Below are 15539 nucleotides of genomic sequence, written 5' to 3' on the forward strand. Positions count from 1 at the left end.
GTTTGTTTATTTAGGGTGCTGCGCCGACGCGCCTAGTGCAGCGCCTGGGTGCGGATGAGGCCTACGGCAATGCCTTCCAGTGCAAATTCCTGGTCGGGCTTGACCACGATGGTCTCGAAATCGGGGTTTTCGGGAAGGAGTTCGATATGGCCGTTCTGCCGCTGCAAGCGCTTGACGGTGACGTCGTCGCCCAGTCGGGCCACCACGATCTGGCCATTGCGGGCTTCCGAGGCTTTCTTGATGGCCAGTAGGTCGCCTTCCAGGATGCCGGCATCGCGCATGCTCATGCCTCGCACCTTCAGCAGGTAATCCGGCGCCTGGGCGAAAAGGTTGGGATCGACGCCGACTTCGCGTTCGACGTGTTCAGCCGCCAGAATGGGGCTGCCCGCTGCGACACGGCCAACCAGGGGCAGGAGGAGCTGCGCCAGGGCAGGGATGGGCAACGAGGCCTGTGCGGGGGAGGTCGCCGCGTCCTTCAGGCGGATACCGCGGGACGCACCGGCGGTCAGTTCGATGGCGCCTTTGCGGGCCAGCGCCTTCAGATGGTCTTCTGCGGCGTTGGGCGAACGGAAACCCAGGGCTTGTGCGATTTCGGCGCGGGTCGGCGGAAAGCCGGTGCGCGAAACCGTCTGCCTGATGAGATCCAGGATTTGTTGTTGGCGATCAGTAAGTTTGCTGGCCATGGCGATGATCCGTTGTGAGCGGACTGTACATATATACAGCGCCATTCTGGGGGACGCAGCGCAAAAAAGCAAGCCGAGCCGGGCGCAAATAAAAACGGGACCCCCGGGGTCCCGTTTCTGGCTGCCGCCGGCGTGGCGCCGGCCTGCGGTTTTAAAGCACTGCCGCGATGGCGGCGGCCACCTTGTCGATGTTGCCGCTGTTCAGCGCAGCCACGCAGATCCGGCCGCTGGAGATGGCGTAGACGCCGTGTTCTTCACGCAGGCGGTCGACCTGCGCGGCGCTCAGGCCCGAGTACGAGAACATGCCGCGCTGCTTCAGCACGAAGCTGAAGTCCTGCTTGCCGCCGTGTTCCTTGATCTTGTCGACGAGCTGCTTGCGCATGAGACGGATGCGGTCACGCATTCCGGCCAGTTCTTCTTCCCAGAGGGCAAACAGCTCGGGCGTGTTGAGCACCGTCGAGACCACCGTGCCGCCGTGGGTGGGCGGGTTCGAGTAGTTGGTGCGAATGACGCGCTTGAGCTGGCTCAGCACGCGGGTGGCTTCTTCCTTGCTGCCCGCCACGACCGTCAGCGCGCCGACGCGCTCGCCGTACAGCGAGAACGACTTCGAAAACGACGAGCTGATGAACATGGTCATGTCCATGTCTGCAAAGAGGCGCACGACCGAGGCGTCTTCCGTCAGGCCGTCGCCAAACCCTTGGTAGGCGATGTCCAGGAACGGGACCAGGTTGTTTTCCTTGACGACGGCCGCGATCTGCTTCCACTGGTCGGCGGTGGGATCCGCGCCGGTGGGATTGTGGCAGCACGCGTGCAAGACGACGATGGTCTTGGCGGGCGCCGCCTTCAGGTCGGCCAGCATCGCTTCGAAGTTCAAGCCGCGGGTGGTCGCGTCGTAGTAAGCGTAGGTGCCGACTTCAAAGCCGGCACGCTCGAACAGCGCGCGGTGGTTTTCCCAGCTGGGGTCGCTGATCAGCACCTTGGAGCCCGGGAGAAGCTGGCGCAGGAAGTCGGCGCCGATCTTGAGCGCGCCGGTGCCGCCCAGTGCCTGCGTGGTCAGCACGCGGCCGGCGGCTGCCAGCGCGGAGTCCTTGCCCAGCAGCAGGGCCTGGGCGCCGCTGTTGTAGCCGGCAATACCTTCGATCGGCAGATAACCGCGGGCGGCGGCGGCTTCGATGCGGGCGGCCTCGGCCTTGCGCACTGCGCCCAACAGGGGAATGCGTCCCTGATCATCGTAATACACGCCCACGCCCAGGTTGACTTTACCGGGGCGGGTGTCCGCGTTGTATTGTTCGTTCAGACCAAGAATGGGGTCGCGCGGCGCGAGTTCGACGGAATCGAAAAGGGTGCTCATGGGACTCTGATGAGGTGGGTGGACGCAGTACGGAGTGCTGTGGATAATGGGGGGTTTACCCTGGAACAGTCTAGCATGCCTAAGAGCGCAATAGACCCGAGCGCGGGCACTCCCGCCGCAGGTCCGGGATTCGTCGATTTCCCTGACAGCCCGTTTCATCTTTATCAGCCCTATCCGCCCGCGGGAGACCAGCCCACGGCCATCGAGGGGCTGACGCAGGGTGTCGAAGACGGCCTGATGTTCCAGACCCTGCTGGGTGTGACGGGGTCCGGCAAGACCTACACCATGGCCAACGTCATCGCGCGGCTGGGCCGCCCGGCGCTCGTCCTCGCCCCGAACAAGACGCTGGCCGCGCAGCTCTACGCCGAAATGCGCGAGTTCTTCCCGAAGAACGCGGTCGAGTATTTCGTTTCGTATTACGACTACTACCAGCCCGAAGCCTACGTGCCGACGCGCGACCTTTTCATCGAAAAGGATTCGTCGATCAACGAACACATCGAGCAGATGCGTTTGTCGGCCACCAAGAGCCTGCTGGAGCGCCGCGACACGATCATCGTAGGCACGGTGTCCTGCATCTACGGTATCGGCAATCCTGGCGACTATCACGCGATGGTGCTGATCCTGCGCGCCGGCGACCAGATCGCGCGGCGTGAAATCCTGGCGCGGCTGGTTGCCATGCAATACACGCGCAACGACGCCGAGTTCACGCGCGGGGTATTCCGCGTGCGCGGCGAAACCATCGACATCTTCCCGGCGGAAAGCGCCGAGCTCGCCCTGCGGGTAACGCTGTTCGACGACGAGATCGAAAGCCTGGAGCTCTTTGACCCGTTGACGGGCCGTATACGCCAGAAGCTGCCGCGCTTTACGGTCTACCCCGGGTCGCACTACGTGACGCCCCGCGACACCGTGCTGCGCGCCATCGAAACCATCAAGGAAGAACTGCGCGAACGCGTCAAGCGCTTCGTCGATGACGGCCATCTGGTGGAGGCCCAGCGGCTGGAGCAGCGCACCCGCTTCGACCTGGAAATGCTGCAGGAGCTGGGCTTCTGCAAGGGTATCGAAAACTACTCGCGCCACTTGTCCGGCGCGGCGCCGGGCGAGCCGCCGCCGACACTGATCGACTACCTGCCGTCCGATGCGCTGATGTTCATCGACGAAAGCCACGTCACGATCGGCCAGCTCAGCGCCATGTACCGGGGAGACCGGTCTCGCAAGGAAACCCTCGTGCAGTACGGTTTTCGCCTGCCGTCCGCGCTGGACAACCGCCCGCTGAAACTCGAGGAGTTCGAGGCCCGCATGCGCCAGTGCGTCTTCGTTTCGGCGACGCCGGCCGCGTACGAGCAGGAGCACACCGACAATGTCGTGGAGCAGGTCGTGCGGCCCACGGGGCTTGTGGATCCGATCGTGCAGGTGCTGCCCGCGCGCACGCAGGTGGATGACCTGCTGGGCCAGATCAAAACGCGCGTTGCGCAGGGCGACCGTGTGCTGGTCACCACGCTGACCAAGCGCATGGCCGAGGATCTGACCGACTTCCTGAGCGAACATGGCGTGAAGGTGCGCTACCTGCACTCCGACATCGATACCGTTGAGCGCGTCGAGATCCTGCGGGACTTGCGCCTGGGCACCTTCGACGTGCTCGTGGGCATCAACCTGCTGCGCGAAGGGCTCGATATTCCTGAAGTGTCGCTCGTCGCCATCCTGGATGCCGACAAGGAAGGGTTCCTGCGTTCGGAGCGCAGCCTGATCCAGACCATCGGCCGAGCCGCGCGCAACCTCAATGGCCATGCCATCCTCTACGCCGATCGCATTACGGATTCGATGAAGCGCGCCATGGACGAAACCAGCCGCCGCCGGACCAAGCAGCTGCAGTTCAATGAGGATCACGGAATCACCGCGCGCGGCGTGCACAAGGCTGTGCGCGAATTGATCGACGGCATCGTGGCGCCGGCCCAGCACGACACGCTGGAAGCTGCCGTTCCCGCGGAGCTGCTCAAGGACGAGAAGGCGCTGGCGCGCGAAATCAAACGCCTGGAAAAGCTGATGATGGAGCATGCCCGCAACCTGGAGTTCGAACAGGCCGCGGCAGCCCGCGATTCGCTTAATGCGTTGAAGCAACGCGTGTTGCTGGATGGGGCAGTCTAGGTCCGTCAGCGTGTTTCAATTCATGTCAAAATGCTGACATCGAGCTGAATCGTGGTGGAAACTGCTGCGTTGCAATCAGGGTGTAACGATTCCGGATTTTTAACGCCCTATCTTTGCAGTGGTTACCTGAACAACACCTTGCAAGTCAATGATTTTCAAGGTGATTGTCAGGTGGTCGGGTTGCTTTGAATCAATTGCGCAGGCGCAAAAAAAGCTTGCCTAATCTCGGGTTTTCCCGCACACTTGCTTCCATGATGACCAAGGTACTTTTCGTTTGCATGGGCAATATCTGTCGCTCGCCGAGCGCAGAGGGCGTGTTTCGCCATTTGGTGAATGACGCGGGTTTGGGCGATGTCGTACGCATCGACTCCGCGGGCACGCACGCGTTTCATATCGGCGAGGCGCCTGATGCCCGGGCGCAGGCCGCAGCACGCAAGCGCGGCTACGAGATCACCCACTGCGAGGCGCGTCAGGTCACCGCGGAAGACTTCCGCGACTTCGATCTCATCCTCGCCATGGACTGGGACAACCTGTCCGCCATGCAGCAGCAATGCCCCAAGGCTTATCAGCACAAGCTGATGCTGCTGATGCGCTTTGCCAATGAGTTCGAAGAGGCCACCGTGCCGGATCCCTACTATGGCGGCGCGGATGGTTTCGGCAAGGTGCTGGACTATCTGGAAGACGCCTGTCAGGGCGTCCTCGAATTGGTCCGCAAGCGCGCCACCCAGTACCAGGCTGCTTGATTGCATGGGTGTGGGGCCGCCTGCAGAGCGGCTCTCAAGGTACAAGGCAGTGAAAAACCGCGCAGATGCGCGGTTTTTTGTAGCCCGGAGTCATACCAAATTAGTCGGGAATAGGCTATACTTGAGCCAATTACTCGGGTATTGACCGCTGGATTCGCTGGCGGCCATTGCCGAATCACAGGGAATTCACCATGCGGCTAACTACCAAAGGGCGTTTCGCCGTGACTGCCATGATCGATCTGGCTATGCGGCAGCATAGTGGGCCGGTCACTCTTGCGGCCATCAGCCAGCGTCAGAACATTTCGCTTTCCTACCTGGAACAGCTCTTCGGCAAACTGCGTCGCCACGAACTCGTGGACAGCGTGCGCGGTCCGGGTGGCGGTTATTCGCTTGCGCGCCTTGCGCGCAACGTCACGGTCGCCGACATCATTTTCGCCGTCGACGAACCCCTGGACGCCACCAGTTGCGGCGGCAAGCGGGACTGTACGAGCGGCAACGACGGCAAGCCGGGCAAGTGCATGACGCACGAACTCTGGGCCACGTTGAATCGCAAGATGGTGGATTACCTGGATTCGGTGTCGCTGCAGGATCTGGTCGATCAGCAGCGTGTGCGCCAATTGCAGGAAGCCAACAATCAAGCGCAGGCCTGCGCGGTGCGTGTGAATCGGGTGGGAGGCGCGCCTGCCGCCAACGCCCCGACCACCACCGTTGCCGCCAATGCCACCGTATAAGAAGTATCAGGAGTTGTAGAAATGACCACCCGTCCGATCTATCTGGATTATTCGGCCACGACGCCCGTCGACCCCCGCGTCGTGGACAAGATGGTGCCCTGGCTTTATGAAAACTTCGGCAACCCCGCCTCGCGCAGCCACGCGTTCGGTTGGGAATCCGAAGAAGCCGTCGAGCGCGCCCGTGAGGAAGTCGCCAAGCTGGTCAACGCCGACCCGCGCGAAATCGTCTGGACCTCCGGCGCCACCGAATCCGACAACCTGGCCATCAAGGGCGCCGCGAACTTCTACGCCGAACGCGGCAAGCACATCATCACCGTCAAGACCGAGCACAAGGCTGTGCTGGACACCTGTCGCGAGCTGGAACGGCAGGGCTTTGAAGTCACCTACCTGAACGTCAAGGACAACGGCCTGATCGACCTGGACGTTTTCAAGGCGGCGCTGCGTCCCGACACCGTGCTGGTGTCCGTGATGATGGTGAACAACGAAATCGGCGTGATCCAGGACGTGGAAACGCTGGGCGAAATCTGCCGCGAGAAGGGCATCATTTTCCACGTCGACGCCGCGCAGGCGACCGGCAAGGTGGAAATCGACCTGCAAAAGCTGAAGGTCGACCTGATGTCGTTCTCGGCTCACAAGACCTACGGCCCCAAGGGCATCGGCGCGCTGTACGTGCGCCGCAAGCCGCGCATCCGCATCGAGGCGCAGATGCACGGCGGTGGCCATGAGCGTGGATTCCGCTCGGGCACGCTGGCCACGCACCAGATCGTCGGCATGGGCGAAGCCTTCCGCCTGGCGCGCGAAGAAATGGGGACCGAAAACGAGCGCATCCGCATGCTGCGCGACCGTCTGTGGAAAGGCCTGTCGGAGATCGAAGAGGTCTACCTGAACGGCGACATGGACCAGCGCGTGCCGCACAACCTGAACGTGAGCTTCAACTACGTCGAAGGCGAGTCCCTGATCATGGCGATCAAGGAACTCGCGGTCTCCAGCGGTTCGGCCTGCACTTCGGCCAGCCTGGAGCCGTCCTACGTGCTGCGCGCCCTGGGCCGCAACGACGAATTGGCGCACAGCTCGATCCGTTTCACGCTGGGGCGCTTCACGACCGAAAAGGAAGTGGATTTCGCCGTCGAACTGATCAAGAGCCGGGTTGGCAAGCTGCGCGATATGTCGCCGCTGTGGGAAATGGCCAAGGAAGGCATCGACTTGAACACCGTGCAGTGGGCCGCGCACTAAGCGCCCGCGCCTGGATATACGTGGAGAATTAACATGTCTTACAGCACCAAAGTTCTGGATCACTACGAAAACCCGCGCAACGTCGGTTCGTTCGACAAGTCGGACGACTCGGTGGGCACCGGCATGGTGGGCGCGCCCGCCTGTGGCGACGTCATGAAGCTGCAGATCAAGGTGAATGAAGCCGGCGTGATCGAAGACGCGCGCTTCAAGACCTACGGCTGCGGTTCGGCCATTGCCTCGAGCTCGCTCGTGACCGAGTGGGTCAAGGGCAAGACGCTGGACCAAGCCATGAACATCCGCAACACGCAGATCGCCGAAGAGCTGGCCCTGCCGCCCGTCAAGGTGCACTGTTCCATCCTGGCCGAAGACGCGATCAAGGCCGCGGTGCAGAACTACAAAGAAAAGCACTCGGCCCCGGCCGAAGCTGTGGCGGGCTGATCATGTCCGTTACCCTGACCCAACAGGCTGCCACCCATATCGGCCGCTACTTGCAGAAGCGCGGAAAGGGTATCGGCTTGCGGCTCGGCGTTAGGACGACGGGCTGCTCCGGCATGGCCTACAAGTTGGAATACGTCGACGAGGTGGAGTCGGAAGATGTCGTCTTTGAGAGCTTCGGCGTGAAGGTCTTCATCGACCCCAAGAGCCTGGCTTACCTCGATGGCACGGAGCTGGACTATGCCCGCGAGGGCCTTAACGAAGGCTTCAAGTTCCGCAACCCCAACGAAAAGGCGACCTGCGGCTGCGGCGAGTCGTTCACGGTGTAAGTCTTGGCTGGTGACGACCACTTCAGCCTGTTCGGCTTTCCGGCGCGCTTCGAGCTGGACGCCCAGGCCCTCGAAAAGGCCTGGCGCACCGTCGCCGCTCAGGTGCATCCCGACCGCTACGCCACGGCCAGTCCCGCGGAACGCCGCGTGGCCATGCAGTGGGCGGCGCGTGCCAACGAAGCCTACCGCCAGTTGAAGGATCCGCTGCTGCGCGCGCGCTACCTGTGCGAGCAGGCCGGCGTGGACCTGCAGACCGAAAGCAACACGTCCATGGATGCGTCTTTCCTCATGCAGCAGATGACCTGGCGCGAGATGCTGGACGATGCGCGCGACGACGCCGGCATTCTGGACACGTTGCAGGCCGAACTGGACGAGGCGCGCGCCGAGATGCGCGCCACGCTGACGCGCCTGCTGGACGACGAACGCGATTTCGAGGCGGCCGGTCGCAAGGTGCGGGAGTGGATGTTCGTGGAAAAGCTGGCTCAGGAGCTGGCGCACGTGCAGCCCGCGGGATAGCCAACGGCGCGCTGGGGCGTTCCCGAGATGGGCGCCTGCACGGCGCGGCCCATTGACCAGAAAAAGCAGAATCATGGCCTTATTGCAGATATCCGAGCCCGGCGAATCGCCCGCGCCGCACCAGCGCAAGCTGGCGGTCGGGATCGACCTGGGCACTACCAATTCGCTGGTTGCCGCCGTGCGCAGCAGCGTTGCCGAAGTGCTGCCCGACGCCCAAGGCCACGCCTTGCTGCCGTCGGCGGTGCGCTATTTTCCCGGCGGCAAGGTCACGACCGGGCGCGAGCCTCTGGCCCAGCAGGCCGAGGATCCGCTGAACACCGTTGTGTCCGTGAAGCGTTTCATGGGACGCTCGCTGGAAGAGGCGCGCGCCACGCGCGCGCCGTATGAATTCGTGGACGCGCCCGGCATGGTGCGCATCCGCACGGTCCAGGGCGACCTGAGCCCGGTCGAAGTGTCCGCGCAGATCCTGGCGGTGCTGCGCCAGCGCGCCGAAGACGTGCTGGGCGACGAGCTGGTGGGCGCGGTCATCACCGTACCGGCGTATTTCGACGACGCCCAGCGGCAGGCGACGCGCGATGCGGCCCGGCTGGCGGGCCTGAACGTCCTGCGACTGCTGAACGAACCGACCGCGGCCGCGATTGCCTACGGCCTGGATCACGCCGCGGAAGGCGTATACGCCGTGTATGACCTGGGCGGCGGCACCTTTGATATTTCCATCCTGCGCCTGACCCAAGGCGTGTTCGAGGTCATTTCCACCGGGGGCGATACGGCGCTTGGCGGAGACGATTTCGACGTGCTGATCGCCGATCACGCGGTGGCCAAGCTGGGCGTCGGAGCGTTGTCGCCGGCTGAACGCCGTGGCCTGCTGATGGCCGCGCGTGCCGCGCGGGAAGCGTTGTCCGATGCCGAAACGGCAAGCTTGACGCTGACGCTGTCCGGCGGCCGCGAGGTGGATCTGACCCTGACCCGCGCCGAGTTCGAGACGCTTGCCCAGCCGCTGATCGAGCGCACGCTGGACTGCGCGCGCCGCGCGCTGCGCGATGCGTCGCTCAAGCCCGCCGACGTCCGTGGCGTGGTGATGGTGGGTGGCGCGACGCGCATGCCCGTCGTGCGCGCCGCCGTGGCCAAGGTGTTCGGCACGGAGCCGTTGACTGACCTGGATCCTGACCAGGTGGTGGCGCTGGGCGCGGCCCTGCAGGCCAACCTGCTTGCCGGCAACCGCGCCCCGGGCGAGGATTGGCTGCTGCTGGACGTGATCCCGCTGTCGCTGGGCCTGGAAACCATGGGCGGGCTGGTCGAGCGCATCATCCCGCGCAACAGCACCATTCCCGTGGCACGCGCCCAGGAGTTCACGACGTTCAAGGACGGCCAGACCGCCATGAGCATTCACGTCGTGCAGGGAGAACGCGATCTGGTGGCGGACTCCCGCTCGCTGGCGCGCTTTGAGCTGCGCGGCATTCCGCCCATGGTGGCAGGCGCCGCCCGCATCCGCGTGACCTTCCAGGTGGATGCGGACGGCTTGCTGAGCGTCACTGCCCGCGAACAGAGCCAGGGCGTCGAAGCCATGGTGTCCGTCAAGCCCTCTTATGGACTGTCGGACGACGAGATCGCGCGGATGCTGGCCGACAGCGTGGCTCAGGCCGATACCGACGCCAAGGCCCGCATGTTGCGCGAGCAGCAGGTGGACGCGCGCCAACTGGTGGAATCCGTGCAGGCGGCGCTGGCCGTCGACGGCGACCTGCTCGACTCGGAAGAACGCAAGCGGGTCGACGAGTGCCTGCAAGCCGCCATTGCAGCGCAGCAGGCGCAGGACGTGGACACCGTGACGCAAGCGGTGCAGGCGCTGTCCGCCGCCACGGACGAGTTTGCCGCGCGCCGGATGGACCGCAGTATCCGCGCCGCGCTGGCCGGCCGCAAACTTGACGAAATCGCCTGATAAAAAGCTATGCCGAAACTGACTGTATTGCCTCATCCCGATTACTGTCCGGAAGGCGCGGTGATTGAAGACGCACCCAAGGGCGTGTCGATCTGCCGGGTGCTGCTGGACAACCACATCGACATCGAGCACGCCTGCGAACTGTCCTGCGCCTGCACGACCTGTCACGTGGTGGTCAAGCAGGGCTATTCCTCGCTGGAAGACGCGACCGACGACGAAGAAGACCTGCTGGACAAGGCGTGGGGCCTGACCCCGACGTCGCGCCTGTCGTGCCAGGCGCTGGTGAAAGATGCCGACCTGACGGTCGAGATCCCCAAGTACACGATCAATCACGCCAAAGAGGGCCATTGATGAAGTGGACCGACACCTACGAGATTGCCGCTGCGCTGTACGACGCGCATCCTGATGTCGACCCCCAGACGCTGCGGTTTACGCAGCTTCGCGAATGGGTCATGGCATTGCCGGATTTCAGCGACGATCCCGCGCATTGCGGCGAGAAGATCCTGGAGGCCATCCAGATGGCCTGGATCGACGAGGCCGACTGACCGCCGGCTTGAAATACGAAGAACGCTCCATCCCGGAGCGTTTTTCTTTTTGGGGCCGGGCAAGGAGGCGAGCGCCTTGGCATGTCCTTGGCCGCCTGACATGCCGCCGTCGCGCGGGCCACGGTATCATCGGGTATCCGTACGTTGTCCATTCCCGACCGAGTCTACCGATGCCTGCTGCCCAATTGCGTTTTGGCCTGGCCGCCAATCGCCTGCACCACGAAACCCCCGATGCCGCCTTGTTCACCTGGCTGCGTGCGTGCTCGTCCACCATCCGTGAGCTGGGCGTGCAGTTGCACACGGTGGGGCGCACCCATGACGCCATCGTGCGCGAGGGCATGCTGCAGAGCTACCCCGGCCTGATCCGCTATCCGTATGGCCGCGAGGGCGGTCTGATGAAGCTGGTTGCGCGGGTCACCGAAGGCCGCGATGGGCAGGCGCCGTTCGACGGCGCGATCTACCTGATTGATCCCGTCGACCCGTCTTCGATTTTTCCCGAGGCATTGGCGCTCAAGCGCCAGTGCATCACGCATGGCCGTCCGTTCATCTCGACGCTGGCCGGCGCCATCGAATGGATGGAAGTCGAACGCATCCATGCCGGGCTGGCCCCGGATGCGTCCGTGTCCCGCCATTTCAACTTTGTGGGGCAGACGCTGGCGATGATCGCGCACGATGCGCTCAAGGACGAAATGGTCGCGTTTGCCAGCGAGCACTTCGATGTGTTGTCGCGCTTCGCGCGGCGCGTGGCCACCGGCACGACCGGCGGCCGGCTGAACGAACTGGCCTGGTCGCGCGGATGGCCAAAAGACACGCCCTGGGTGCATCGCTACCTGAGCGGGCCGCTGGGCGGCGATGCGCAGATCGCCGAGCTGGTGCTGGAGCATCAATGCCAGCGCGTCATCTTCTTTGAGGACCCGCACGTCGCGCGCCAGCACGAGGCCGACATCCAGCTGCTGGAGCGCGCGGTCCGTGTCGTCACCGAGTCCGCTACCTGCGCGACGTCGCCCGCGGTGGCGCGGCGCTGGGCGCAAGCGGTGGAAAAGCGCGTCGTCTGAGCGTCAGACTGGCGCGCTCGCCGGGCGCTATTGGCCGGTGAACCGGGGAGTGCGCTTTTCGCGGAACGCCGCGACGCCTTCGGCGAAGTCGGCGCGTCCGGCCGAAAGCAGAAACCGCGCGGTTTCTTCGGCCAATTGCGTTTCCAGCGGGGCGTGCGCCGCGCTACGCAGCAGGGCCTTGGCGCCCGCGATGCCGTGCGGCGCGTGACGGGCGATGTCTTGCGCATAGGCTTGTGCCGAGGCCGTCAGTTCGCCCGCCGGGGCGGTGCGCGTGATGATGCCCCATGCCAGCGCCTCATCGGCCGTGAACGCGTCGTGTCGCAGCAATAGATCGAGTGCACGCTTGGGACCCACCGTGCGCATGAGGCCATGCGTCATGCCGGCATCGGGCGTGGCGCCCAGCTTCAGGTAGGCCGTCATGAAACGTGCGCCCGCGTCGGCGATGGCGAGGTCGCACGCCAGGACCAGCGACAGGCCCGCGCCTGCCGCGACGCCGTGGATCTGCGCCAGCCAGACCTTGTCCATCCGCGGGATGCGGCCGACAAAATCATTCAAGGGCGTGAACAGGTCGGACAGCGTGGCGCGCACGGTCGCGGGCTCGCCTGTGAACATGCCGATGTCGCCGCCCGCGCAGAACGCCTTGCCCGCGCCGCGCAGCAGCACGACGCGCAGTGCATCGCGCGTTTCGATCCATTGCGCGGCCCGTTGCAGGTCGCGCGCCGTGGCGACGTCGATGGCGTTGAGCGCATCCGCGCGGTTGAGCGTGAGGGTGGCGAGTGCGCCGTCGGTCTCCAGCAGCAGCGTGTGGAACTTCGGTAGTTCCTGGTTCATGGCTTGTCTCCGTTTCGGGTAAATACCAACTGTCGATCCAAAAACCGCGATGCTAAGGTCTGAACCGAGCGCTTGCTTGGTTTTGTTTTAAGCACGCTTAGCGTAACGCATAGAACGATTTTCCGGCGCTGTACTGGCGTAGGTAAAGACAGGTTCGTTGCATCTCCTGCCTCGCGGGTTCGCCAGGTTCACCGTCGTAAAAAATGTCCGCCGCAGGCGGCAAGAAAACTTCGCATAACAAGCGGGGAGACAAATGGTGGATCAGTCCGACAGGCCTGCCTTGCTGGAGGCGGATGGGGTGACGCTGGCGTTCGGCGGGGTCAAGGCGCTGACCGGCGTGGGCTTTCGCGTCGCGCCCGGTTCCATCACCACGGTCATCGGCCCGAACGGCGCCGGCAAGACCTCGCTGTTCAATACCATCTCCGGTTTCTACAAGCCCGCTTCCGGGCAGATCCGTTTCGAAGGCCGCGACATCACGCGCATGGCCGCGCCCGAGCGCGCCAGGCTGGGCCTGGCGCGCAGCTTCCAGAACATTGCGCTGTTTCGCGGCATGACGGTGCTGGACAACATCAAGCTGGGCCGCCACGCGCATCTGCGCACCAATGTGCTGGATGCGCTGTTTTATCTGGGAAGTGCGCGCCGCGAGGAGATGGCGCTGCGCGCCGACATCGAAGCGCGCATCATCGATTTCCTTGAAATCGACCATATCCGCCACGCGCCGGTGGCCGCGCTGTCTTACGGCCTGCAAAAGCGCGTGGAACTGGCGCGGGCGCTGGCGATGCAGCCCAAGGTGCTGATGCTGGACGAGCCCGTGGCGGGCATGAACCGCGAAGAGACGGACGACATGGCGCGCTTCATCCTGGATGCGCGGACCGAGTGGGGCGTGACGGTGCTGATGGTTGAGCACGACATGGGCATGGTGATGGACCTGTCCGATCACGTCGTGGTGCTCAATTTCGGGCAGGTCATTGCCGATGGCACGCCGGCGCAGGTGCAGGCCAATCCGGAGGTCATCAAGGCTTACCTGGGCGCGGGCGATGTCGGCGATCTGCGCCGCCGGTTGCGGGAGGCGGCCTGATGGACTGGCTGTTCTTCCTGGAGGTCTCGCTGGCGGGCCTGGGCAGCGGCGGCCTGTATGCGCTGGCCGCGCTGGCCTTCGTCATCGTCTACAAGGCGACGCGCGTGGTCAATATCGCCATCGGCGAATTCCTGATGCTGGGCGCTTACGTGTTTTATGCGTTTGCCACGGGTATGGCGTGGCCGATCTGGCTGGCGATCGTGGGCGCGGTCGTCGTGTCCGGCGCGCTGGGCGCCGTGGTCGAGCGCCTGACGATACGGCCGATGCTCGGCGAGTCGCCGATCTCCGTTTTCATGATTACCGTGGGCCTGGCGTCCATCCTGGTGGGCGCCGTCGAACTCATCTGGACGGCGGACCAGCGCCGCCTGCCGGAGTTCATGCCGCGCGCGCCTGTCATGGTGGGCGAGGCGTTCGTGGCGCCCAAGGTGTTCTATGGGTTTTGGGTGGCGGTGGTCCTGGCCCTGCTGGTGCTGGTGGTGTTCCGCTACTGGCGCGGCGGGGTCGCGCTGCGGGCCACGGCGTCGGACCAGGGCGCGGCCTATGCCATGGGCATCAATGTGCCGCGCGTTTTTTCGCTGGCCTGGGTGACCGCGGGCGCGATCGCGGCGGTGTCGGGGGTGATCGTGGGCGCCATCGGCGGCATCTCTTCGTCGATGGGGGTGTTTGGCCTGTCGGTGCTGGTGGTCGTGATCGTGGGCGGCCTGGACAGCGTGGCCGGGGCGCTGGTCGGTGGCATCTTCATCGGCCTGCTGGAGGCCTGGGCCGGCGCCTACCTGGGCGGCGAATACAAGCTGCTGGCCACGTTTGTCGTGCTGGTCGTGGTGTTGATGGCCCGTCCCTATGGGCTTTTTGGCACCCGTGAAATCGAGAGGCTCTGATCCATGCGTATCGCGACCGCCAAGCAGACGTACCTGGCCGATGAGGCGCTTTTCGACACGCGCACGCAGCATGTGTGGCTGGCCTTGCTGGCGGCATCGCTGGTGCTGTTTCCCTTCGTGGCCAATGCCTATTGGCTGTATCTTGCCTGCCTGGTCGCGATCAATATCGCGAGCGCGACGGGGCTGAACATCCTGACGGGGTATACGGGGCTGGTCAGCCTGGGGCAGGCGGCGTTCATGGGACTGGGCGCGTACACCGTGGCGGTGATGGAAATGCGCCTGGGCACGCCGGTCCTCGTCAACCTGCTTGCCGGCGGCGGCGTCGCGATGGTGGGCGGGCTGCTGGTCGGCATTCCTTCGCTGCGGGTCAAGGGGCTGTACCTGGCCATCTCCACGATCGCGGCGTCGTTCATCGCGCACTTCATCTTCGCGAACTGGCAGTTCACGGGCGGCACCAGCGGCCTGCAGGTGCCGCCGGCGCGGATCCTCGGCATGGACCTGGATACCTCGTTCAAGATCTACTGGTTGATCGTGCCCGTGACCGTGCTGATGGTGCTGGGCGCGGCGAATCTGTTCCGCACCCGCATCGGACGGGCCTTCATCGCGATCCGCGACCGGGACATTTCGGCCGAAGTGCTGGGCATCCGGCTGCTGCGCTACAAGCTGCTGTCCTTCGGGCTGTCTTCGTTCTATGCCGGCGTGGCCGGCGGGCTGTGGGCGTACTTCTTCCGCGTGGTCACGCCGGAGAGTTTTCCACTCATCATGTCGATCTTCTTCCTGGCGGCCATCATCGTGGGCGGCATGGGATCGATTCTGGGATCCATCCTGGGCGCGCTCTTCATGACGATGGTGCCGGAGTTCCTCAAGCTGGTCGTCGGCTGGCTGCCGGTGGGCGGCGACGCGCTGCGGCTGATTTCGCCCGTGCGCACCATTGTTTTCGGCCTGCTGATCGTGGGCTTCCTGATCTTCGAGCCGCACGGGCTCGCGGAAATCTGGCGGCGCGTGCGCCGATTCTTTCACCTATGGCCTTTTCGCACGTAGCGCGACGCGCGC

At 64.4% G+C, this 15539-nt stretch carries 17 protein-coding genes; 14 read left to right on the forward strand and 3 right to left on the reverse strand.

The genetic code is table 11. The annotated features are described in order from the left end of the window. Nucleotides 1–32: 32 nt before the first annotated feature. Together lexA and BMW75_RS14790 are read right to left on the reverse strand one after the other, a co-directional pair. Complete coding sequence (lexA, locus tag BMW75_RS14785; protein ID WP_092580320.1) at nt 33–683, reverse strand: transcriptional repressor LexA; 651 nt, start codon at nt 681–683, stop codon at nt 33–35. Nucleotides 684–834: 151 nt separating this feature from the next. Then, entirely contained in the window at nt 835–2034 is a 1200-nt protein-coding gene (locus BMW75_RS14790) for an amino acid aminotransferase (RefSeq protein ID WP_076520397.1), read from the reverse strand. A gap of 75 nt (nt 2035–2109) precedes the next feature. On the opposite strand from BMW75_RS14790, the gene uvrB reads away from it, so the two are divergent. From uvrB to BMW75_RS14845, 11 genes are all read left to right on the forward strand, one after another. Then, nucleotides 2110–4176, forward strand: coding sequence for an excinuclease ABC subunit UvrB (gene uvrB / locus BMW75_RS14795; protein WP_092580322.1), 2067 nt, complete (start codon nt 2110–2112; stop codon nt 4174–4176). 251 nt (nt 4177–4427) lie between these two features. Then, a complete protein-coding gene (locus BMW75_RS14800) occupies nt 4428–4919 on the forward strand; it encodes a low molecular weight protein-tyrosine-phosphatase (protein WP_006386176.1) in 492 nt (163 codons plus the stop codon). Nucleotides 4920–5110: 191 nt separating this feature from the next. Continuing rightward, nucleotides 5111–5650, forward strand: coding sequence for a Fe-S cluster assembly transcriptional regulator IscR (gene iscR / locus BMW75_RS14805; protein ID WP_092580324.1), 540 nt, complete (start codon nt 5111–5113; stop codon nt 5648–5650). A 21-nt stretch (nt 5651–5671) separates the two neighbouring features. After that, nucleotides 5672–6883, forward strand: coding sequence for an IscS subfamily cysteine desulfurase (locus BMW75_RS14810; protein WP_076520400.1), 1212 nt, complete (start codon nt 5672–5674; stop codon nt 6881–6883). A 33-nt stretch (nt 6884–6916) separates the two neighbouring features. Next, the gene (gene iscU, locus BMW75_RS14815) at nt 6917–7321 is read left to right on the forward strand and encodes a Fe-S cluster assembly scaffold IscU (protein ID WP_076520401.1); all 405 of its coding nucleotides are present in this window, start codon (nt 6917–6919) and stop codon (nt 7319–7321) included. Nucleotides 7322–7323: 2 nt separating this feature from the next. After that, on the forward strand, nt 7324–7647 hold the full coding sequence (iscA, locus tag BMW75_RS14820; protein WP_008159199.1) for an iron-sulfur cluster assembly protein IscA: 324 nt from the start codon (nt 7324–7326) through the stop codon (nt 7645–7647). A gap of 3 nt (nt 7648–7650) precedes the next feature. After that, a complete protein-coding gene (gene hscB, locus BMW75_RS14825; RefSeq protein WP_092580326.1) occupies nt 7651–8163 on the forward strand; it encodes a Fe-S protein assembly co-chaperone HscB in 513 nt (170 codons plus the stop codon). 73 nt (nt 8164–8236) lie between these two features. After that, nucleotides 8237–10099, forward strand: a complete 1863-nt coding sequence (hscA, locus tag BMW75_RS14830; protein ID WP_092580328.1) for a Fe-S protein assembly chaperone HscA — start codon at nt 8237–8239, stop codon at nt 10097–10099. A gap of 9 nt (nt 10100–10108) precedes the next feature. Then, the gene (gene fdx / locus BMW75_RS14835) at nt 10109–10450 is read left to right on the forward strand and encodes an ISC system 2Fe-2S type ferredoxin (protein ID WP_092580329.1); all 342 of its coding nucleotides are present in this window, start codon (nt 10109–10111) and stop codon (nt 10448–10450) included. After that, entirely contained in the window at nt 10450–10644 is a 195-nt protein-coding gene (gene iscX, locus BMW75_RS14840; RefSeq protein WP_076520406.1) for a Fe-S cluster assembly protein IscX, read from the forward strand. Before fdx ends, iscX begins: the two co-directional genes overlap by 1 nt. 170 nt (nt 10645–10814) lie before the next feature. Continuing rightward, nucleotides 10815–11699 (forward strand): methylglyoxal synthase, encoded by an 885-nt coding sequence (locus tag BMW75_RS14845; RefSeq protein WP_092580331.1) that lies wholly within the window; start codon nt 10815–10817, stop codon nt 11697–11699. Between the two features lie 27 nt (nt 11700–11726). On the opposite strand, the gene BMW75_RS14850 is transcribed toward BMW75_RS14845, so the two are convergent. Beyond that, nucleotides 11727–12530 carry an enoyl-CoA hydratase/isomerase family protein gene (locus BMW75_RS14850; RefSeq protein ID WP_092580333.1) on the reverse strand — a complete coding sequence of 268 codons (804 nt, stop codon included), beginning with the start codon at nt 12528–12530 and terminating at the stop codon, nt 11727–11729. 253 nt (nt 12531–12783) lie between these two features. On the opposite strand from BMW75_RS14850, the gene BMW75_RS14855 reads away from it, so the two are divergent. The 3 genes from BMW75_RS14855 to BMW75_RS14865 are packed head-to-tail and all read left to right on the forward strand — an operon-like array spanning nt 12784 to nt 15527. Next, on the forward strand, nt 12784–13608 hold the full coding sequence (locus BMW75_RS14855) for an ABC transporter ATP-binding protein (RefSeq protein WP_175493169.1): 825 nt from the start codon (nt 12784–12786) through the stop codon (nt 13606–13608). After that, nucleotides 13608–14486, forward strand: a complete 879-nt coding sequence (locus BMW75_RS14860) for a branched-chain amino acid ABC transporter permease (RefSeq protein WP_008159212.1) — start codon at nt 13608–13610, stop codon at nt 14484–14486. The genes BMW75_RS14855 and BMW75_RS14860 overlap by 1 nt, the downstream gene beginning before the upstream one ends. A gap of 3 nt (nt 14487–14489) precedes the next feature. Continuing rightward, a complete protein-coding gene (locus BMW75_RS14865) occupies nt 14490–15527 on the forward strand; it encodes a branched-chain amino acid ABC transporter permease (RefSeq protein ID WP_076520410.1) in 1038 nt (345 codons plus the stop codon). Nucleotides 15528–15539 lie beyond the last annotated feature (12 nt).

The sequence above is a fragment of the Achromobacter sp. NFACC18-2 genome (assembly GCF_900108985.1).
Taxonomy (GTDB): Bacteria; Pseudomonadota; Gammaproteobacteria; order Burkholderiales; family Burkholderiaceae_B; genus Achromobacter.

Bases quoted from the DNA above. Each gene is read 5' to 3' on its own strand.
- lexA (WP_092580320.1), bottom strand. From the start codon at position 683: ATGGCCAGCAAACTTACTGATCGCCAACAACAAATCCTGGATCTCATC.
- BMW75_RS14790 (WP_076520397.1), bottom strand. From the start codon at position 2,034: ATGAGCACCCTTTTCGATTCCGTCGAACTCGCGCCGCGCGACCCCATT.
- uvrB (WP_092580322.1), top strand. From the start codon at position 2,110: ATGCCTAAGAGCGCAATAGACCCGAGCGCGGGCACTCCCGCCGCAGGT.
- BMW75_RS14800 (WP_006386176.1), top strand. From the start codon at position 4,428: ATGATGACCAAGGTACTTTTCGTTTGCATGGGCAATATCTGTCGCTCG.
- iscR (WP_092580324.1), top strand. From the start codon at position 5,111: ATGCGGCTAACTACCAAAGGGCGTTTCGCCGTGACTGCCATGATCGAT.
- BMW75_RS14810 (WP_076520400.1), top strand. From the start codon at position 5,672: ATGACCACCCGTCCGATCTATCTGGATTATTCGGCCACGACGCCCGTC.
- iscU (WP_076520401.1), top strand. From the start codon at position 6,917: ATGTCTTACAGCACCAAAGTTCTGGATCACTACGAAAACCCGCGCAAC.
- iscA (WP_008159199.1), top strand. From the start codon at position 7,324: ATGTCCGTTACCCTGACCCAACAGGCTGCCACCCATATCGGCCGCTAC.
- hscA (WP_092580328.1), top strand. From the start codon at position 8,237: ATGGCCTTATTGCAGATATCCGAGCCCGGCGAATCGCCCGCGCCGCAC.
- fdx (WP_092580329.1), top strand. From the start codon at position 10,109: ATGCCGAAACTGACTGTATTGCCTCATCCCGATTACTGTCCGGAAGGC.
- iscX (WP_076520406.1), top strand. From the start codon at position 10,450: ATGAAGTGGACCGACACCTACGAGATTGCCGCTGCGCTGTACGACGCG.
- BMW75_RS14845 (WP_092580331.1), top strand. From the start codon at position 10,815: ATGCCTGCTGCCCAATTGCGTTTTGGCCTGGCCGCCAATCGCCTGCAC.
- BMW75_RS14850 (WP_092580333.1), bottom strand. From the start codon at position 12,530: ATGAACCAGGAACTACCGAAGTTCCACACGCTGCTGCTGGAGACCGAC.
- BMW75_RS14855 (WP_175493169.1), top strand. From the start codon at position 12,784: ATGGTGGATCAGTCCGACAGGCCTGCCTTGCTGGAGGCGGATGGGGTG.
- BMW75_RS14860 (WP_008159212.1), top strand. From the start codon at position 13,608: ATGGACTGGCTGTTCTTCCTGGAGGTCTCGCTGGCGGGCCTGGGCAGC.
- BMW75_RS14865 (WP_076520410.1), top strand. From the start codon at position 14,490: ATGCGTATCGCGACCGCCAAGCAGACGTACCTGGCCGATGAGGCGCTT.